At 73.5% G+C, this 18,880-nt stretch carries 15 protein-coding genes, 1 tRNA gene and 4 pseudogenes; 6 read left to right on the forward strand and 14 right to left on the reverse strand.

The genetic code is table 11. The features are described from left to right. Nucleotides 1–429: pseudogene (locus tag FNH09_RS24125) on the reverse strand (S8/S53 family peptidase); the annotation flags it as partial. A gap of 155 nt (nt 430–584) precedes the next feature. On the opposite strand from FNH09_RS24125, the gene FNH09_RS24130 reads away from it, so the two are divergent. Next, nucleotides 585–3,152, forward strand: a complete 2,568-nt coding sequence (locus FNH09_RS24130) for a CHAT domain-containing protein (RefSeq protein WP_152891461.1) — start codon at nt 585–587, stop codon at nt 3,150–3,152. Between the two features lie 30 nt (nt 3,153–3,182). Here FNH09_RS24130 and FNH09_RS24135 read toward each other — a convergent pair whose 3' ends face one another. Then, nucleotides 3,183–5,048: a LuxR family transcriptional regulator AbsR2 gene (locus FNH09_RS24135; protein WP_152891437.1), complete on the reverse strand. Its 1,866-nt coding sequence runs from the start codon at nt 5,046–5,048 to the stop codon at nt 3,183–3,185. A 275-nt stretch (nt 5,049–5,323) separates the two neighbouring features. Between FNH09_RS24135 and absR1 the strand changes: the two genes are divergently transcribed. Further along, the gene (gene absR1, locus FNH09_RS24145) at nt 5,324–6,409 is read left to right on the forward strand and encodes a beta-glucuronidase AbsR1 (RefSeq protein WP_152891441.1); all 1,086 of its coding nucleotides are present in this window, start codon (nt 5,324–5,326) and stop codon (nt 6,407–6,409) included. A 117-nt stretch (nt 6,410–6,526) separates the two neighbouring features. Here absR1 and FNH09_RS24150 read toward each other — a convergent pair whose 3' ends face one another. The 7 genes from FNH09_RS24150 to paaA form a co-directional block, all read right to left on the reverse strand. Next, complete coding sequence (locus tag FNH09_RS24150; protein WP_152891443.1) at nt 6,527–7,393, reverse strand: glutathione S-transferase C-terminal domain-containing protein; 867 nt, start codon at nt 7,391–7,393, stop codon at nt 6,527–6,529. Nucleotides 7,394–7,511: 118 nt separating this feature from the next. Further along, a complete protein-coding gene (locus tag FNH09_RS49875; protein ID WP_338017671.1) occupies nt 7,512–7,646 on the reverse strand; it encodes a putative leader peptide in 135 nt (44 codons plus the stop codon). Nucleotides 7,647–7,781: 135 nt separating this feature from the next. Further along, nucleotides 7,782–8,921 (reverse strand): 1,2-phenylacetyl-CoA epoxidase subunit PaaE, encoded by a 1,140-nt coding sequence (gene paaE, locus FNH09_RS24155; RefSeq protein WP_152891445.1) that lies wholly within the window; start codon nt 8,919–8,921, stop codon nt 7,782–7,784. Further along, entirely contained in the window at nt 8,921–9,451 is a 531-nt protein-coding gene (paaD, locus tag FNH09_RS24160; RefSeq protein WP_152891447.1) for a 1,2-phenylacetyl-CoA epoxidase subunit PaaD, read from the reverse strand. Before paaD ends, paaE begins: the two co-directional genes overlap by 1 nt. After that, nucleotides 9,445–10,296, reverse strand: a complete 852-nt coding sequence (gene paaC / locus FNH09_RS24165) for a 1,2-phenylacetyl-CoA epoxidase subunit PaaC (RefSeq protein WP_152891449.1) — start codon at nt 10,294–10,296, stop codon at nt 9,445–9,447. The genes paaD and paaC overlap by 7 nt, the downstream gene beginning before the upstream one ends. Nucleotides 10,297–10,306: 10 nt before the next feature. After that, nucleotides 10,307–10,594, reverse strand: coding sequence for a 1,2-phenylacetyl-CoA epoxidase subunit PaaB (gene paaB / locus FNH09_RS24170; protein ID WP_152891451.1), 288 nt, complete (start codon nt 10,592–10,594; stop codon nt 10,307–10,309). Next, nucleotides 10,591–11,562 (reverse strand): 1,2-phenylacetyl-CoA epoxidase subunit PaaA, encoded by a 972-nt coding sequence (paaA, locus tag FNH09_RS24175; RefSeq protein WP_152891453.1) that lies wholly within the window; start codon nt 11,560–11,562, stop codon nt 10,591–10,593. Before paaA ends, paaB begins: the two co-directional genes overlap by 4 nt. A gap of 153 nt (nt 11,563–11,715) precedes the next feature. Here paaA and paaI point away from each other — a divergent pair, with 153 nt between their 5' ends. Continuing rightward, nucleotides 11,716–12,195, forward strand: coding sequence for a hydroxyphenylacetyl-CoA thioesterase PaaI (gene paaI, locus FNH09_RS24180; protein ID WP_162469012.1), 480 nt, complete (start codon nt 11,716–11,718; stop codon nt 12,193–12,195). Continuing rightward, on the forward strand, nt 12,192–13,547 hold the full coding sequence (paaK, locus tag FNH09_RS24185; protein WP_152891455.1) for a phenylacetate--CoA ligase PaaK: 1,356 nt from the start codon (nt 12,192–12,194) through the stop codon (nt 13,545–13,547). The genes paaI and paaK overlap by 4 nt, the downstream gene beginning before the upstream one ends. Before the next feature lie 166 nt (nt 13,548–13,713). On the opposite strand, the pseudogene FNH09_RS24190 reads toward paaK, so the two are convergent. Further along, nucleotides 13,714–14,574, reverse strand: a pseudogene (locus FNH09_RS24190) (TerD family protein); the annotation flags it as partial. Between FNH09_RS24190 and FNH09_RS24195 the strand changes: the two are divergent. Next, nucleotides 14,488–14,943, forward strand: a pseudogene (locus tag FNH09_RS24195) (GNAT family N-acetyltransferase); the annotation flags it as partial. The pseudogenes FNH09_RS24190 and FNH09_RS24195 overlap by 87 nt on opposite strands. 195 nt (nt 14,944–15,138) lie before the next feature. Here the strand turns inward: FNH09_RS24195 and FNH09_RS24200 are convergent. Both FNH09_RS24200 and FNH09_RS24205 read right to left on the reverse strand, forming a co-directional pair. Next, a tRNA-Pro gene (locus tag FNH09_RS24200) sits at nt 15,139–15,212 on the reverse strand. Between the two features lie 42 nt (nt 15,213–15,254). Further along, complete coding sequence (locus FNH09_RS24205; protein ID WP_152891457.1) at nt 15,255–16,688, reverse strand: MFS transporter; 1,434 nt, start codon at nt 16,686–16,688, stop codon at nt 15,255–15,257. 442 nt (nt 16,689–17,130) lie between these two features. Here FNH09_RS24205 and FNH09_RS24210 point away from each other — a divergent pair, with 442 nt between their 5' ends. Beyond that, the gene (locus tag FNH09_RS24210) at nt 17,131–17,709 is read left to right on the forward strand and encodes an SbtR family transcriptional regulator (protein ID WP_162469013.1); all 579 of its coding nucleotides are present in this window, start codon (nt 17,131–17,133) and stop codon (nt 17,707–17,709) included. Nucleotides 17,710–17,819: 110 nt separating this feature from the next. Here FNH09_RS24210 and FNH09_RS24215 read toward each other — a convergent pair whose 3' ends face one another. Continuing rightward, entirely contained in the window at nt 17,820–18,389 is a 570-nt protein-coding gene (locus FNH09_RS24215) for an SRPBCC family protein (RefSeq protein ID WP_338017672.1), read from the reverse strand. Next, a pseudogene (locus FNH09_RS24220) lies at nt 18,386–18,664 on the reverse strand (ArsR/SmtB family transcription factor); the annotation flags it as partial. The pseudogene FNH09_RS24220 and the gene FNH09_RS24215, both read right to left, overlap by 4 nt. Between the last annotated feature and the right edge of the window lie 216 nt (nt 18,665–18,880).

An 18,880-nucleotide genomic window follows, 5' to 3' on the forward strand; every position in this document is an offset into this window, starting at 1 on the left:
GGTGAGCGGGGCGGGCACGGGCTCGTCGCCGGGGCAGGCGTTGACGGCGATGGACACGACGTGGTTGCGGCTGACCAGCCGGCGGCCCGCGCGTCCCTCCGCCTCGCGCAGGGCGCGCAGGGCGCCCGCGACGGCGCGGTCGGCGCGCCGGTCGCCGTGTCCGGGGTCGCCGACCTGGATCCGGGTGATGCCGGAGCGGTTGGTGTCCGGGCCCGCGCGGCGCACGTGGTCGGCGACGAGACCGGTGGTGTCGGTGAAGTGCGTGCGCACGGTGTCCTCGACGAGGCGGGCCTCCTCGCCGTCGCGGGCGAGCACGACGCCCTTCTCGTAGATGAACTCGGCGGAGTCGTCCGGTCCCATCGCGAGGGGGACATCGGGGATCGAGCGCTGGATCTGGTCGAACTGCTCGTGGAATCGCTGCGGTGCCATGCGTGTCCTCCCACAGAGGCGGTGGTCTTCAATCAGAGTCGTGCGGTCGTTGATTGATACAGCGCCAAACCCGCGTTCCATGGTTCAGGGGGCTGCGGAGCACTACCATCCGTTGCGTGACAGCGGGAAGCGACTCGGTTCTCGAACTGCTGCCCATGGTGTTCGCCGCTCCCAACGACGCGGTGGCACGGGCGGAGGAAGTACTCGGCACCGATCCGCCGCCGCTGCACGCCTCTGTCGCCCACCAGGTGATCGGCATCTGGCAGCGGGACTGGGGCGACATGCGGATCGCCCTGCGGCATCTGCGGCGGGCCCGGGACCTGGCGGCGCGCGCGGAGTCGGCCGAGCGGGAGGCGGACGTGCTGGGCACGCTCGGGGTGGCGCTCGTGCACGCGGGCCGTACCCGGCAGGGCCTGGCCGCCTTCGAGCGGGGGGTGGGGCGCGGCAGCGGGCACACCCGGGCCCGGGTGCTGTACCGGCGCGCCTACGCCTGGTGGGTGCTGGGTCATCATCGTGAGGCACTGGAGGACGTACGCAAGGCGATCCCCGTGCTGCGACAGGCGGACGACGTCATCTGGACGGCGCGCGCGCTGACCCTGCGCGCCACCGTGCATCTGGCGCTGGGCGCGGTGGAGCGGGCGGACGCCGACTTCACGGCCGCCGAGGCGCTGTGGGACACCACCGGCCAGGAGCACGACAAGGCCGACGCGGTGGAGAGCCGGGGCCTGGCCGCGTTCCGCTCCGGGGACGTGCCCGTCGCGCTGCGGCTCCTCGACGAGGCCGAGGAGCGGTACGCGAAGCTCGGCACCCCGACGTTCATGCTCAACATCCGGCGCTGCGAGGTGCTGATGGCGGCCGGGCTGGCGCCGGAGGCGCTGGCCGAGGCGGACGCGGCGATCGGGGTGCTGGACGGGATCGGCGGGCAGTCCACCCGCAAGGCGGAACTGCTGCTCGGGGCCGCCCGGGCCGCCCGCCTTTCGGGCGATCCGCACACCGCGATCGCCCGCGCGGACCTGGCCGTACGGCTCTTCGCGGCGCAGCGGCGCGGCTGGTGGGAGACGCACGCCCGGCTGGTGCTGATCGAGGCGCGGGTGGCCGCCGGACGCGGTTCGGGCCGGCTGGTCGCGGACGCGGCGGCGGTCGCGGACCGGCTGGCCGCCTTCGGCGCGCCGGCCGCGCCGGAGGCGTCGCTGCTGGCGGGCCGGATCGCGCTCGGCCTGGGCTGGACGGCGGACGCCGAACGGCATCTGGCCGTCGCGGCGCGCAGTCGGCACGGCGGGCCGCCGCTGGCGCGGGTGACGGGCTGGGCGGCGCAGGCGCTGAGCGCCCGTGCGGCCGGTTCAGGACGGGGGGTGCTGGAGGCGTGCCGGCGCGGCCTGGACGTGCTCGACGACCACCGGATGACGCTGGGCGCCTCGGAGTTGCGGGCCCGCGCCACCGAGCAGGGCGCGGAGCTGGCGGCGCTGGCGCAGCAGGCGAGCCTGGCCCGGGGCGGGCCGCGGCGGCTGCTGGAGTGGAGCGAGCGCTGGCGGGCCACCGTGCTGTCCGCGCCGCCCACCCGGCCGCCGGCCGATCCGGCGCTGCTGAGCGGGATGACCGCCTACCGCGAGATCGCGGCGCGGGCCGAGGAGGCGCGCCGGGACGGGCGTCCGGTGCCCGCCCTTGAGCGGGAGCAGCGACGGCTGGAGCGTGAGGTGCGCTCGCGGACCCTGCACATCCGCGGCGCGGACCCCGGCGGCGGCGACCGGTTCGAGCCGGAGCGGCTGCTGCGGAGGCTGGGTGACGACGTACGGCTGCTCGAACTCGCCGTGGTGGACGGGCGGGTGCATGTGCTGCTGTGCGCCCGGGGCCGGGTGCGGCGCTGGGCGGCCGGGCTGCTCGTGGACGCGGAGCGGGAGGCCGAGTACATCCAGGCAGGGCTGCGGCGGCTGGCGCATCCGGGGGCGGAGGGCCGGCTGCCGGTGGTGGAGGCGGCCGGCGCCCGGCTGGAGGAGCTGCTGTTCGGGCCGGCCGTCGGGCAGTTGGGCAGCGGGCCGGTGGTCGTCGTGCCGCCGGGGCGGCTGCACCGGGTGCCGTGGGCGTTGCTGCCGTCGCTGCGCGAGCGGGTGCTGAACGTGTCGCCGTCGGCGAGCAGCTGGCTGCGGGCCCGGGAGACCGCGCCGCCGCCGGGCGGCCGTCATGTGCTGGTGCGGGGCCCGGGGCTGGCCACCGGCGGCGCGGAGGTGCCCGAACTGGTCGACCGGTACGGCACGGCGGTGGTGCTGGAGCACGCCGACGCGCGGGTGCCGCGGGTGCTGGAGGAGCTGGACGGTGCCGCGCTGGCGCACATCGCGGCGCACGGCGCCTTCCGGGCGGACTCCCCGCTGTTCTCGTCGCTGCGGATGGCCGACGGCCCGCTCATCGTGCACGACTTCGAGCGGCTGGACCGCAGCCCGTACCGGATCATCCTCTCCAGCTGTGACACCGCCCGGTTCGCCTCGGTCGGCGCCGACGAGCTCCTCGGCCTGGTCACCGCCCTGCTGCCGCTGGGCACGGCCGGGGTGGTGGCGAGCAGCGCACCGGTCAACGACGCCGCGGTGGTGCCGCTGATGCTCGCCCTGCACAAGGGCCTCAGCGCGGGCCTGAGCCTGGCCGAGGCCCTGCGCGACGCCCGCGCGGCGCTGCCCGGCGACGCGGTGCACCAGGCCACGGGGTGGGCGTTCACCGCGTTCGGCGCGGCATGAACGCCGCCGTTTCCGGCGGCACTTCCGGGTTCAGGCGGACCGGGGCCGGGGCTGCCGCCCGTCCGTGACGAGCCACGGCAGGGCGTCGCGGTCACCGGCGCCGAGGCGGGCGTAGGCGCCGTAGAGATGGTTGCCGACGGTGCGGATCGAGAGGGTGAGCTGTTCGGCGATCTCGCGGTTGCTCAGACCCGCCGCGGCGAGGGTGACGATCTGCCGCTGCCGGGCGGTGAGTTCGCCCAGCGCCAGGCCCGACAGGGCCGGGGTGCGCGCGCCTTGGCAGCGCCGGGCGAGGGCGGCGGCGCGGGTGCGTGAGGTGCGGGCGGCGCCCGGGGCGCGGTGGGCCCGGGCGGCCTGGGCGTGCGCCTCCGCCGCGAAGAGCAGGAAGCCGCGTTGTTCCAGGTCCCGGGCCGCGCGGTCCAGGGCGGCCGGGTCGCCGTGCGCGAGGGCTCTGGCGTGGGCGGCGAGCACGCCGTCGGCGGGCAGCCGGCCGGCGGCCTCGGCCGGTGCGCCGAACCGGACGGCCTCGTAGCGTGCGTACGGGTCGCGGTCCCCGGACATGCCGCGCAGGGCCTTCAGCGCGGCGGTGAGGTCTCCGCGGGCGGCCGCCAGCCAGGCCTGCGCGGCCTGGTCGTCGGCGGCTGCGCTCGCGGTGGTGACATCGCCCGTCTGGGCTGCGGCCAGGGCCAGTTCGCGGCGGCAGGCGGTGTCGTCGGGGGCGCCGCGCAGGCCTTCCCTGGCCCAGGCGCCGGCCTCGCGCAGCCGTCCGCGCAGTCGGCAGAACCGGGCCCGTACGGCCGCGTGGCCGGGCGGCAGCGCCGCGCCCTCCGCCACCAGCCACTCCCCCACGGGGGTCGGCAGGTCCCGTACGTCCGCCTGGGCGATCCGGTGTTCCAGCGCGGCCGTCTCGCTGTCCAGGGCGTGTTCCCGATCCCGCGGGGTACGGGCCAGCCGCCCCGCCCGCAGCCGGCCGGCCGCGGCCCGCAGCACCGGGCCGTGCAGCGGATGGGCGAGGCGGACGGCGTGCGCGGGCCCCGCGGGCCGGGCGGCGTCCGCACCGCCGGGGAGGTCGTCGGTCTCGATCAGTCCGTCGGACTCGAGGCGTTCGAGGATGCGCAGGTCGAAGGCGTCGGCGGGCAGCGGCAGGGGCTCGGCGAAGGCGAGGCGGTCCAGGGTCTCGCGCTCGTCGGGGCAGGTGCGTCGCAGCAGCCGGGCGGTGCGTTCGCGGACGGCGGCGCTCACCGGTACGGGGCCGCGCCAGGCGCGCTCGCCGGTGTCCGGGGAGGGGGTGAGGGCTCCCTGTGCGTGCAGTGCGCCGAGCAGCTCGCGCAGCAGTCGCAGATCGCCCCGGGACAGGCGGTGCAGCCGGTCGACGGTGAGCGGTTCGAGCGGGCCGCCGGCCCCCGCGACCAGCAGGCGGGCGCTCTCCTCGGGTGGCAGCGGCGTCAGCGCGAGGCGGGGCAGCAGTTCGCCGGTCCACAGCCGGCTCACCGCGCCGGGCGCCGGGGCGCCGTCGGTGGCGAGGACCAGCAGCCGGGTGCGGCCGTGCACGGCCAGGTGATGGACCAGGGCGGCCGACACGTCGTCCAGCAGGTGGGCGTCGTCGACCATCAACAGCTTGGTGCCGGACAGGAGTTGGACGGCCCTGTGCAGGGACACGGTGTCCGGGAGCAGCGGCGCGAAGGCGGCGAGCGGCAGGTCGCGGGTCTCGGGGGTGCCGGCCACGTGGACGCAGCCGGTGCCCCGTACGGCCTCCGTGGCGAGCCGGGTCTTGCCGCAGCCCGCCGGACCGGTCACCACGATGCCGGGGCGCCCGGCGGTCAAGGACCGCCTGACCAGATCCAGTTCGTCCTCCCGTCCGGTGAACGGCCAGGGCAGTTCCAGTGCCGCGGCAGGCAACGTTCGTCCGTCAAGGAGCGGCGTTCGGTGCGTGCTCTCGGCGTGCCGGCCGGAAGTCCTCGTACTGGACGTACTTGGGCTTTCGGCTGGTGCGGCGAGAGCACGTGCCGGGCGTCGCGACGGGGCGAACGTTGCCTGCCGCGGCACCAGGGTCTTCGCGTCCCGTTCGAAAGTCGTCACGAGGGTATGAGCGGGGATACTCACCCCTGATACAGGGCGACTTGAGTAGACCGCGACTCAGGTGTGCGGGGGCCGGTGCGCGGCAGGCTGTGCCCATGACCGCTCGCTACTGCTCCCTCGCGCAGCAGTCGGCAGCCGCCTTTCCGGCGGGGCTGACCGCCGAGCGGCTCGGCGCGCTCGTGAGCGGGCGGTCGATGTGGGTCAACGGCACGGTCGTGCACTACCACTTCTTCGACGGCGACGCCGACGGGTCCCCGATCGCCCTGCCGGGCAGCGGCGAGACCCGGTGGGTGTCGTGGGTCGGTGCCGAGGAACAGCGGGACCTGGTGCGCGAGTGCTTCCGGGAGTGGCAGGACCTCGGGATCGGGGTGTCCTTCGTCGAGGTCGGCGACCGCTCGGAGGCCGAGCTGCGGATCGGCTTCCAGCTCGGCGACGGATCCTGGTCGGCCGTGGGCAAGGACGCGCTGCGGGTCGGTCTCAACGAGCGCACCATGAACGTCGGCTGGGACCTCACCGTGCCCGGGGAGCGTCAGACGGCACTGCACCAGATCGGGCACGCGCTGGGCATGGTGCACGAGCACCAGAGCCCGTTCGCCGGGCTCCACTGGGACGACGAGGCCGTGTACGCGGATCTGGCGGGCCCGCCGAACTTCTGGAGCCGGGAGACCACGTACAACAACATCCTGCGCAAGCTGGATGCGTCCGAGGCGAACGGGTCGGTCTGGGACCCGCTGTCGATCATGGAGTTCCCGTTCTCGTCGGGGCTGGTCCTGGAGCCCGAGCAGTTCCGTGGCGGGCTGCACCCGCCCGGCGGCCTCTCCCCGCTCGACAAGGAGTTCGCGCTCCGCTGGTATCCGCCGACCGGTCCGGGCCGGCCGCCCGCGCTGGTGCCGTTCCGTTCGGCGCCGCTGCGACTGGGCCCGGGCGAGCAGGCCGACTTCACCGTCGAGCCGGCCGAGACGCGTACGTACACGGTGGGCACGTTCGGCGACGGCGACACCGTCGTCGTGGTGTTCGAGGAGCGGGACGGGGAGCCCCGCTTCCTCGCCGGCCGGGACGACGGCGGCACCCCGCACAACGCGACGGTCAGAGCCCGTCTGGTCAAGGGCCGCCGCTATTTCGTCCGGGTCCGCCTGTACTCCGTCCGGGGGTCGGGCGAGACGGCGGTCATGTGCTGGTGAGCACAGGACCTGCCTGACCCGGACGCACGGACCACGGTCCGGCGCCGGGGGAAAAGGGCCGGTGACGTCACCTTCGGGGGAGGGAGACGTCGCCGGCCCGCCGGCGTGTCGGCGTCCTCAGATCCGGTCGGTCCCGGCCGCCGCGTGGGCGGCCCAGTCCAGGATCTGGACGGCCGACCCGGCCGCCTCCAGGCCCCGGCAGTGGGCGTGGTGGCGGCGGGCGATGCCGTCGAGGTCGAGGTGGGCGCCGAAGGCCGGGTGGGCGGTCAGCCGCCGGGCGTAGGCCCACAGCGCCGGATGGTCGACGAGCCGGTGCACGGCGGCGGCGTCCAGATGGTGGCGGTGCACGGTGTCGAGGCTCACGAGGGTCGCCCACAGCTCCACGTCGGCGGCGGTGAGCCGGTCGCCGGCCAGCCAGGTGCGGCCGGCCAGCCTGCGCTCCAGCGCGCCGAGCGCGGCCAGCAGGGTGTCGAGGGCGGCGGCCCGCTCCTCCTCGTCGGCCCCGGCCCGTCCGGCGTGCTGCGCGGCCTCGTCGATGTTGGACACGCACAGCCACTCGATGGCCTCGGTGTCGTCCGGGTAGAGCGAGGGGCCGTCGCCGCCGAAGCCGCGGGCCAGGTCGCGCATGATGTCCGGGGCGTGGGTGCTGACGATCCGCCCCGACCAGTCGTCGGCGAGCACCGGCGCCAGGGCCGGTCCGGTGTAGCGGTGGGCGCTCGCCTCGTACAGCGGGCGCAGCGCGGTGTGGCCGCCGTCGGGGTCGTCGGGGACCGCCGGCAGCCAGGTCACCGGACAGGCCTCGGCGAGGTCGAGCAGGCTGTGGGTGACGGCGATGCGCAGCCCGTCGGGACAGGCGGTGGACAGGTGGAGCCGGTAGCGGCGCGGTACGGCGTAGTGGCCGCTGCGCGCGTCGCGGCCGAGGCGGCCACGGAAGGCGGGAGCGACACGGGCGGAGGGCACGGCGGCGAGCGGTGTGACGGTCATGACTCTCCCCGAGAGCGATCGCGCGACGGACGCGCGGCGGAAGCGACGTCGGACGGGCGGCCCGGTGCGCTCGGACGGCAGGCCGCGGAAGGCGGGTGCCGGGGCGTGCGGGGCCGGCTCAGACGGGTCGGCCGATCGCACTGCAGACGCGCTGGAGGTCGATGTGACGGCGGGAGGTCAGAAGGGGTGTCGAGCGAGGCGGCGAGGACGGCGTACGGCCCGCGCGCGCGGTGACCGACCCGAGGCAGCCCATGTTTCCCTACCTATTCACTAGGATTCCTATCGGGAGTGTCGGGCCGTCATGGGCCGTCGTCAAGAGGGCGTTCGGCACGCGGACATGAGAAAACCCCGGGGCGCCTGGATCGCGCCCCGGGGTGTCCCGCTCGGCTCAGCTGTCGAAGTCGACGGTCAGTTTCTCCGACACCGGGAAGGACTGGCAGGTCAGGACGTAGCCCGCGTCGACCTCGCCCGGCTCCAGGGCGAAGTTGCGGCGCATGTCGGCCTCGCCGTCGGTGACCAGCGCGCGGCAGGTGCCGCACACCCCGCCCTTGCAGGCGAAGGGAAGGTCGGGGCGGGTCAGCTGGGCGCCGTCGAGGATGGTGCGCCGACGGGAGAGGGCCGAGGTGGTGGAGCGGCCGTCGAGGGTGAGGGTCACCTGGCTGACCGGTCCGTCGACGGTGTCGGTGTCCTCGTCATGCCGCACCTCGCGGACCGGTTCGTCGTCGGCGTAGAACAGCTCCTGGTGGACGCGCTCGCCGGGTACGCCGAGGTCGGCCAGCACCGCCTGGGCGTCGCGGACCATGCCGTGCGGGCCGCACAGCCACCAGTGGTCGGCGCTCTGCACGTCGACGAGCGCGCCGACCAGCGCGCGCAGCCGGTCGGCGTCGAGCCGGCCGGAGAGCACCTCGGCCTCGCGCGGCTCGCGGGAGAGCACATGGGCGAGCTGGAAGCGGCTGGGGTACAGGTCCTTCAGGTCCGCCAGTTCGTCGGCGAACATCACGGACCCGGTGCGCCGGTTGCCGTAGAAGAGGGTGACCCGCGAGCGGGAGTCGGCGGCGAGAACGGACTCGGCGATGGACACCATGGGCGTGATGCCGGAACCGGCGGCGACCAGGACATGGTGGCCGGGCTCGGTGAGGTCGGGGGTGAACGCGCCGGTGGGCGTCATCACCTCGACCGTGTCGCCGGGGCGCACCTCGCGCACCAGCCAGGAGGAGAACAGGCCGCCGGGCACCACGCGCACCCCGATCCGCGGCACGGAACCGGCCGGGGAGCAGATGGAGTACGAGCGGCGCTCGTCGCGCCCGTCGATCTCGCGCCGCACGGTGAGCGACTGGCCGGGGGCGAACGCGAACTCCTCGGCGAGCTCCTCGGGGATCTCGAAGCTGACGGCGGCGGCGTCCTCGCACAGCGGCTGGACGGCGGCGACCCGCAGCGGGTGGAAGACCGGACGGCGGCGCGGACGCAGACGTACGGCCGGGGCCGCGGCGGGGGCGTCCGGGGCCGAGGCGGGGGCGGTCGGGGCCATCAGATCTCCTTGACGTACTCGAACGGCTCGCGGCAGGCGAGGCAGCGCCACAGCGCCTTGCACGACGTGGCGGAGAACCGGGAGGTCTCCTCGGTGTCCACCGCACCGCAGCGGGGGCAGGGCACCGCCGTGCGCCGGGTCGCGGACAGCACCAGCGGCACCGGGCCGGAGGCGGCGCGGCGGGGGGCGGCGCCGGGCGGCGCGATGCCGTGCTCGGCGAGCCTGCGGCGCCCCTCGGGGGTGATCCAGTCGGTGGTCCACGGCGGGTCCAGGACGGTACGGATCTCCACCCGGGCGAATCCCGCGGCGCGCAGCCGGGCGGCCACGTCCGCGCGCATCTCGGCCATCGCCGGGCAGCCCGAGTAGGTCGGCGTCAGGCTGGCGACGACCGTGCCGTCCCCGGTCACCTCGACGTCGCGCAGGACGCCGAGGTCGGCCAGGGTCAGCATGGGCAGTTCCGGGTCGGGCACCTGCGCGGCGATGTGCCGGGCGCGCCGGGCGTCCGTGGCCGGGGTGGCCGTGGTCACCATGTCGCCTCCGGGTGGGCCCGGGCCACGCTCTGCAACTCGGCGAGCAGCGGGGCGAGATGCTCGGTGCGGTCGCCGTCGCGGCCGGAGCCGGGCAGCGGGCGCACGTCGGGCAGGTCGAGTCCGGCGGCGTCGAGCACCTGCCCGAGCACGGCCGTCACCTCCTCGCGCACGTCCTCCGTGTCGATCCCGAACCCCGGCCCGGTGGCGAGGAGTTCGTCGACGTACGGGTAGACGTCGGCGAGGGCGGCGCGCATCCTACGGTGCGACTCGTCGGTGCCGTCGCCGAGGCGTACGGCCCACTCGGCCGCGTACTGCCGGTGGTAGGTCAGCTCCTTGACGCCCTTCGCCGCGATGGCCGCGAGCACGGGGTCGGCGCAGCCGGCGAGCCGCTCGAACAGGGCGAGCCGCCAGGCGGACAGCACCAGCAGCCGTACGACGGAGAACGCGAAGTCGCCGTTGGGCAGTTCGGCCAGCCGTACGTTGCGGAAGGCGTCCGCGTCGCGGAAGTAGGCGTAGGCGTCCTCGCCCCGCTCGCTGCCGTCGACCTGGCCGCAGCGCGCGTACAGCAGCCGGGCCTGGCCGAGGAGGTCGAGGCCGATGTTGGCCAGCGCCACCTCCTCCTCCAGCTCGGGGGCACGGGTGGTCCACTCGGCGAGCCGCTGGGCGGACACCAGGGCGTCGTCGCCGAGCGCCAGGCAGCAGGCGGCCAGCCCGGCGGCGTCCACACCGGCCGGCACGGTCGTGTCCACGCCGTGCAGCGGGTCCTCGAATCCGGTGCCGAACGCCCAGCGGGCGTCGTCCTCGTGTCCCTCGGCGAGGGTCAGGTAGAGGTGGTCCTCACTCATGCCCTGCTCCTCAGATGTGCGGGACGTCGTCGGGGATGTCGTAGAAGGTGGGGTGGCGGTAGACCTTGTCCGCGCTGGGCGCGAAGAACGGGTCCTTCTCGTCGCGGGTGGAGGCGGCGATGTGCTCGGAGAGCACCACCCAGATACTCACCCCTTCGTTGCGCCGGGTGTAGAGGTCGCGGGCGTGGGTCAGCGCCATCTGGTCGTCGGCCGCGTGCAACGAGCCGACGTGCACATGGTTGAGACCGCGCTTGCCGCGTACGAACACCTCGTACAGGGGCCAGTCCTGCTGTGTCATGCCGCCGTACCTTCCTGAACCCGCTTGTTCCGCTTCGCCGCGTGGGCGGTGGCCGCCTCACGCACCCAGGCGCCCTCGTCGTGGGCGGCCCGCCGGCGCTCGATCCGCTCGGTGTTGAGCGGGCCGTCGCCCTTGATGACCCGCATCAGCTCGTCCCAGTCCGGGGTGCCGAAGTCGTGGTGGCCGCTCTCCTCGTTCCAGCGCAGGTCCGGGTCGGGCAGCGTGACGCCGAGCTTCTCGGCCTGCGGGACGGTCATGTCGACGAACCGCCGACGCAGCTCGTCGTTGCTGTGCCGCTTGATCTTCCAGGCCATGGACTGCGCCGAGTTGGGGGAGGCGTCGTCCGGCGGTCCGAACATCATCAGGGACGGCCACCACCAGCGGTCCACCGCGTCCTGGACCATCTCGCGCTGGGCGTCGGTGCCGCGCATCATGGTCAGCAGCAGCTCGTAGCCCTGGCGCTGGTGGAAGGACTCCTCCTTGCAGATCCGCACCATGGCGCGGGCGTAAGGCCCGTAGGAGCTGCGGCACAGCGGCACCTGGTTGCAGATCGCCGCGCCGTCCACGAACCAGCCGATCACCCCGACGTCGGCGAAGCTCAGGGTCGGGTAGTTGAAGATCGACGAGTACTTCTGGCGGCCCTCGATCAGCTTCTCGGTGAGGTCCGCGCGGTCCACGCCCAGGGTCTCGGCGGCGGAGTACAGATACAGGCCGTGACCGGCCTCGTCCTGGACCTTGGCGAACAGGATGGCCTTGCGACGCAGCGACGGCGCGCGGGTGATCCACTCGCCCTCCGGCTGCATGCCGATGATCTCCGAGTGCGCGTGCTGCGCGATCTGCCGGACCAGGGTCTTGCGGTAGCCGTCCGGCATCCAGTCCCGGGGCTCGATCCGCTGGTCACGCGCGATCGTCGCGTCGAAGTGCTCCTGGAGGCCCTGGGGCGCGGGCGTGGAGTCTGTCGTGGTCATCTGCACCAGCTTCCCAACCGACCATTCGTTCGGTTCCAGTGTGCCTGTTCATCCACGGCCGGGCAAGACCTTGACAGTCGACGGCGGTGCGGGATTACGTTGGCGGTGCGCACGCTAACCGAATGTTCGGTCGGTTCACAAGGTGGTGAGATCGTGACGCAGGCCCGTGACACGGCCCTGGGCCCGGCGCAGGAGATGTTCGCCGCGGACGAGGCCTCCCGCGGTCTCGGCATAGAGCTGCTGGAGGTCGGCACGGGGAGTGCCGTGCTGCGGATGACCGTGACCCCCGCGATGGTCAACGGGCACCGCATCGCCCACGGCGGCTTCCTCTTCCTGCTCGCCGACACCGCCTTCGCCTGCGCCTGCAACAGTCACGGCCCCGTGACCGTCGCGGCCGGCGCCGACGTCGACTTCGTCGCGCCCGCGTACGAGGGGGACGTCCTCGTCGCGACGGCGACGGAGCGCACCCGGTTCGGCCGCAGCGGTCTGTACGACGTGAGCGTGCTGCGCGGTGACGAGGTGATCGCGGAGTTCCGCGGCCGCAGCCGCACCGTGCGCGGTGCGCAGCCGGATCGATCGCAGCCGGTGGGATCGCAGCAGGATCGAAGCACACAGAGCAAGGAGTCGCGATGAGCAGCGCAAGCGGACTGACGGGCCCCGCGGCCCCCGGCGGCGGACGGCTCGGGGATCCGCTCCCCGGTGAGCTGCTCGACGACGGCGAGCGCCTGACCCGCGAGCAGCTGCGCGAACTCCAGCTGGAGCGGCTGCGTGCGACGCTCCGGCACGCCTACGACAATGTCGAGCTGTACCGCAGGAAGTTCGACGACGCGGGCGTCAAGCCCGACGACTGCCGCAGCCTGGCGGATCTGTCCCGGTTCCCCTTCACCACCAAGGCCGACCTGCGGGACACCTACCCCTTCGGCATGTTCGCCGTGCCCATGTCCGAGGTGCGCCGGGTGCACGCCTCCAGCGGCACCACCGGGCGTCCCACGGTCGTCGGCTACACCGAGAACGACCTCTCCGTCTGGGCGGACGTCGTCGCCCGCTCGATCCGCGCCGCGGGCGGCCGCCCCGGCCACAAGGTGCACGTCTCCTACGGCTACGGCCTGTTCACCGGCGGTCTGGGCGCGCACTACGGCGCCGAACGCGCCGGCTGCACGGTGATCCCCGCCTCCGGCGGCATGACCGCGCGCCAGGTGCAGATCATCCAGGACTTCGAGCCCGAGATCATCATGGTCACGCCGTCCTACATGCTCACCCTGCTCGACGAGTTCGAGCGGCAGGGCCTCGACCCCCGCGACAGCTCACTGAAGGTCGGCATCTTCGGCGCCGAGCCGTGGACCGAGGCGATGCGCCGGGAGATCGAGGAGCGCCTCGACATCCACGCGGTGGACATCTACGGGCTGTCCGAGGTCATGGGCCCGGGTGTCGCGCAGGAGTGCGTGGAGACCAAGGACGGGCTGCACGTCTGGGAGGACCACTTCCTCCCCGAGGTCGTCGACCCGATCACCGACGAGGTCATGGCCGAGGGCGACAGCGGCGAACTCGTCTTCACCTCCCTCACCAAGGAGGCGCTGCCGATCATCCGCTACCGCACCCGCGACCTGACCCGGCTGCTGCCCGGCACCGCCCGGCCCGCGTTCCGCCGGATCGAGAAGATAACGGGCCGCTGCGACGACATGATCATCCTGCGCGGGGTGAACGTCTTCCCCAGCCAGATCGAGGAGATCGTGCTGCGCACCCCCGGTGTGGCCCCGCACTTCCAGGTGCAGCTGAGCCGGCGCGGCCGGATGGACCACATGGTGGTACAGGTCGAGGCCCGCCCCGGCGCCGGTCCCGAGCAGCGCGAGGCGGCCGCCCGGACGATCGCCCAGGGGGTGAAGGACGGGGTCGGTGTCACCGTGGAGGTGACGGTCGTCGACCCCGAGACCCTGGAGCGCTCGCTCGGCAAGCTCCGGCGGGTGAAGGACCTGCGGGAACAGTGAGCCACCGGCCCGCCGGCTGCGGCACGGTGCGGGCACACGAGAACCGGGAGGCGCCCAGCGGGCGCCTCCCGGTCGAGGTCGACGGCGAGGGAAGCGAAGGAACTCGTTTCAGAAAGGAGTTGAGAAGGAAGCCCCTTCATGGCCTCGCCGCGGGCGACGCCAGCACTCAGCCCGGGATCGGGTCGCGCAGATTTTCGAGGGTGATGATCCGCGAGTCCGGATGCAGTCCCTCGGGACGTTCGAGGCCGATGTACGTCACGGGCTCGTCCGGGACCGCCTCGCCGTCCCACGGCTCCACTGTCGTGGTGCCGCCGGACATCAGGTCGACCAGGTACCGCACCGTCAGCTGCTCGCGCTCGACGACGGCGCGCACCAGCTTCGAGACGGACACCTGGTTCTCCTCGACCCGATTGGCCGACGAGGGGCCCTTCAGATACAGGTGCAGCCACTTCGCGCGCCACCGGCCGTCGTCCCCGCGCCGGAACACCAACGGCAGCGCCACCCGGCCCACCCCGCGCAGCTCCGACTTCATCCGCACCGTGCGCGGCTCGAACGGCCGGCCCTTCTGCTCGCCGTCGCGCAGCATGAAGCCGAAGAACGACTCCTCGACCTCCTCGAAGCCTTCGCCGGCGAAGATGTTCACCTGCGGAACGATGAAGGTGCTGCGCACTCGGTCCAGGGACAGGCTGATGAACTCCGAGGCCCCGTCGGGAGCCTCGGTGATGTCGCCCGAGTGCCTGCCCCCGACGGCACGGAGCGACGTGTAGGACAGCCAGGAATCGGTGCTGTAGTCGGCGTGCAGAAGCAGCGCCGACAGGTCGTAGTCGGTCCGGTCCTCGGTCTGCTTCCAGTACACGAAGAAGCGCAGCTCCTCGCCGTCGACCACGGAGACCGACCCGCGCGGCAGCACGCCGAGCCCGGCCGCGGTCGCCCGTCCGCTGACGCGCCGCCGTGGAGCGAACGCGGGCGCGCCGGGAAGTTCGTCACGGCCTGCCGACGGATGGCACAGGAGGGCACCGGGGCGCGGCTGGCCGTGGATCGTGCCGCCGACGGGGTGTTCCTCGGCTGGTGCAGCCTGACCGAGTGGAATCCGGACCATCGCAGCGCGTCGCTCGGCTACTGCTTCGACGACGCGGCGTGGGGCCACGGCTACGCGACCGAGGCCGCGCGCGCTGTGCTGCGGTGGGCCTTCGACACACTGGACCTCAATCGCGTCCAGGCTGAGACCGATACACGCAACCTGGCTTCGGCCCGCGTGCTGGAGAAACTCGGCTTCGTACGCGAAGGCACGTTGCGGGAGGACTGCGTCGTCCACGGCGAGGTCTCCGACTCGTGGGTGTACGGGCTGATCAGGCGGGAGTGGCAGCCGTCGTCCGAGCCGGTTCCCGCCGGCTGAGCCACATCGCCCGGCAACCGATGTCGGCCGACCCCGGGCGACCGATCACCGCGCCTCGCCCAGAGACGGCGGCGAGCAGGACGAAAGACGGAATTCCCGGCTCAAGTGCGCCGGCCCTCGACCGGTCCCCGGGAAAGGCCGAGGGGCCGTTTCAGATGTCGTCTGAAACGGCCCCTCGATCTGCGACTTCGCAAGTCGGGACGACAGGATTTGAACCTGCGACCCCTTGACCCCCAGTCAAGTGCGCTACCAAGCTGCGCCACGTCCCGGTGCGAATTTCGCGGCGAACCGCGTGATCACGCAGGTCAACACTACCGTACGCGCACGGGTGCCTGCGTCGGGGTGCCCGTCGCGCGGGGCGAGCCGAGCAGGCCGGCGGTGCGCTTGACCGGGACCAGGAGGGCGGCCAGGGCCGCGCCGAGGCACAGCAGGGCGAGCAGGGCGAAGGCGTGGGTGTAGCCGGAGGCGTAGGGCAGGCCCGAGGGCTGGAGCCGGCCGGTCACCAGGACACCGGTCACCGCGGCGCCGACCGAGCCGCCGATGGTGCGGATGTTGGCGTTCATGCCGGTCGCGGCACCGGTCTGCTCGGGCGGGACACTGCCGACGACGAGGTTGGCCATCGAGGCGAAGGCCAGTCCGATACCCAGGCCGAACACGCCCGCGACGAGCGCGACCTGCCACCGGGTGTCGTGCCAGAGGGTGAGGAAGCCGAGGGCGAGGGCGCCGAGGGCCGCGCCGGCGGTGAGCAGCGCCTTGGCTCCGACGCGGGGTTCCAGCCGCCCGCCGAGCACACCCGAGAGGAACATCGCGACCAGCATGGGCAGCATCAGCAGCCCGGACGCGGTGACGCTCGCCCCGAAGCCGTAGCCGGCCGAGCCGGGGGTCTGGACGAAGCCGGGCAGGAAGGACCAGATCGCGTACATCCCGGCGCCGAACAGCAGCGCGGCGAGGTTGGTCGTCCACACGGCGGGCAGCCGCATCACCCGCAGGTCGATCAGCGGGCTGGCGGAGCGGGCCTCGGACCGCAGCCACAGCGCGCACACCACCGCGGCCAGGGCGAACAGCCCGATCACCCGGGGGGACCCCCAGCCCCACCGGCCGGCCTGGCTGAGCGGCAGCAGCAGGGCGACGAGCCAGCCGGACAGCAGCACGGCACCGGCCCAGTTGACCCGGCCCTCGGACCTGCGGGGCGACTCGGGGACGTAGCGCAGGGCGATGAGGACGGTGGCGGCGACCACGGCGACCGGGATCCAGAACAGCCAGCGGTAGTCGAGCGCGGAGACGATGGGGCCTGCGGCCACCATGCCGACTCCCCCGCCCGCGGCGATCACCGCGGAGAGGTTGCTGATGCTGCCGCTGACCTCGGCCGGAGCGAACTCGTCGCGGATGATGCCGAAGGACAGCGGGAACAGCGCGCCGCCGATGCCCTGGACGATCCGGGCGACGATCAGCACGCCGATGTTCGGCGCGAGCGCGGCGAGCAGGCAGCCCGCCAGCACGGCCACCAGGACGGCGACCAGGGTGCGCTTCTTGCCCATCAGGTCGCCGACGCGGCCGAGGATCGGGGTGAAGACCGAGGCGGACAGTAGATAGGCGGTCATCACCCAGGTCGCGGTGGACTGAGAGGTGTGCAGCGCGTGCTGGACGGTCGGCAGGGCCGGCGCGATCAGCGACTGCAGCATGGAGAACACGCCCGCACCGGTCGCGAGGACCGCGAAGGTGAGGCGGGTGGACGAGCGGGGCATGGAGGGTCTCTCCGAATCCGGGCAGGGGTCGGGTACGTGCGGGCACGGGGTGGCCTGGGACATCCGGCCGTGACCGTGCCGGGCGGTGCGCCGCGGGATGCCACGGGGCGGCGCCGGGCACGCCGACGGCCGCGGCTGACGCCGCGCGGGACGATGGCGGGGGCATGACGTGGTGACGACGGTGTCGTGACGTCGTGCGATGACGTGCAGTGCGGTGACGTACGAAGGAGCGGGCCGCGGCCGGAACGGGGCGCGGTGGATCGTGACGGGAGCGCGATGGACGCGCGGCGGAACGGGACTGGGGCGCGGCGGAGCGGTCGCGGGCGTGACGCGGTGGGGCGCGGTCACGGCGGGCGCATCCCCGCACTGCTAAAGTGGAGGTACCCCTCCACTGTAACGGAGGCACCCCTCCGTTTCAACCTGATCCGCCCGGGAGGCAGCAGTGACGGCTCGGCCCTTTCCCGTCAGCGAGGTCGTCGCGGCCCAGCGGCCGCACCGCAAGGACGCGGCACGCAACTTCGACGCACTGCTGAGCGCCGCGCGTGAGGCGTTCGCCGAGCACGGCTCGGAGGCGTCGCTGGAGGACATCGCCCGCCGCGCGAACGTCGGCATCGCCACGCTGTACCGCAACTTCCCGACCCGCCGCGCGCTCTTCGAGAGCGTCTACGCGGACGAGGTGAACGAGCTGTGCCGGGTCGCGACGGAGGTGGCCGAGCTGGAGCCGTGGGAGGCACTGACGGCCTGGCTGAACCGCTTCGCGGGCTACCTGGTCACCAAGCGTGCCGTGCGCGAGGCACTGGAGGACGAGTCGGAGATCTTTCTGGCCTGCCGGGACTCGATGTACGCGGCGGGCGGTCCGCTCTTCGAGCGGGCACAGCGGGCCGGAGCGGCCCGCCCGGACATGGATTTCGGCGATCTGCTGCGCCTGATCGCGGGCATCACGGCGACCTCCTTCGTGGACGACGCGCAGCGCGACCGCGTCCTGGCCATCGCCCTGGACGGAGTACGCGCCGCACGCTGAGACCGCTCGGGCCGGGGTCCCGACTCCCGCCAGCCGGCCCGCCCCCTCACTCTGTCCTGGTGTACGCGGCCGTGGTGCGCCGGGCCGACTCACGCGCCCGGGTCTCGTCCTCACCGCCCGCGATGTTCGCCGCACCCCAGGCCTCGCTGCTCCCGGTGACGAAGCGGCGGCCCTCCTCGGAGCCGAACCGGGCCATGGCCGCGGCCGGGTCGACCTGTTCGCCGGTGGCCAGGTGCAGGGACAGCCCCACGAGCGCCGTGTCCCAGCCGACCCCCGACGGCCCCGGGCCCGAACTCGGCCCACTTCGTGTCGTCGACGTGGGCGATGTGCTCCAGTTCGAAGCGGGTCGCGTCCTCGCCCTGCGGCGCCAGGCGCAGCTCGATCCAGCTCACCTCGCCGCCGAACTCCCAGGTCGCGAGGAAGCTCTTGGGCGGGTCGCAGCGCTCGACGGTGCCGCCCGCGTTGCCCTGGAGCTGGTAGTGGCCGCCCGGGGGGAGCTCGCCCTCGACCGGCGGGAACCAGCGGGGGATCCGCTCGGGGTCGGTGCAGGCGTCCCGGACGTCGTCGAGCGGAGCGTCGTACGTCTGACTCACGACGACCACACGGGCCTCGCCGGCCTTGAAGTCGCGCTTGCCGACCTGTCGGCGTACAGCGTTGATCCGGTGGGTGACATCGATCACGGGGTGTTCCTCGGGGGTTCGTCGGCGTCGCGCAGCCGGCGCTGTCGCCGGCCGCGGGCCGGTTCCGTGGCCAGGGCGTCCAGGTGCGGGGTCCAGAAGCGGCGGAACCGGTCGAGCCAGGCGTCGATGTCCCGCAGCGGCTCGGAGTTCACCGCGTACAGGCGACGGGTCCCCTCGGGCCGCACCGTCGCGAAGCCGTTCTCCCGCAGCACCTTCAGGTGCCGCGAGACGCCCGGCTGCGATATCCCGAACTCCGCGCGGACGATCTCGCCGACCGCGCCGGAGGACTAGCGGCGGACCGGACAATCCCCCGGCGCCCACGGAAGGGGGCACACACCCTTCCCGGTCACTTCAAGATCGGCACCTGGAATTCCCTCGCGACCGTCGCACGAGGGGAAAGGGCGTCCCGATTCGGACATGCCGCACCAAAGAAAGTTTCATATTCACCTATCGGTGTTTCGATGATGTGTGAGGGGAGTGAACGGCTCGGC

The organism is Streptomyces adustus (genome assembly GCF_009377175.1).
Classification (GTDB): Bacteria; Actinomycetota; Actinomycetes; order Streptomycetales; family Streptomycetaceae; genus Streptomyces; species Streptomyces adustus.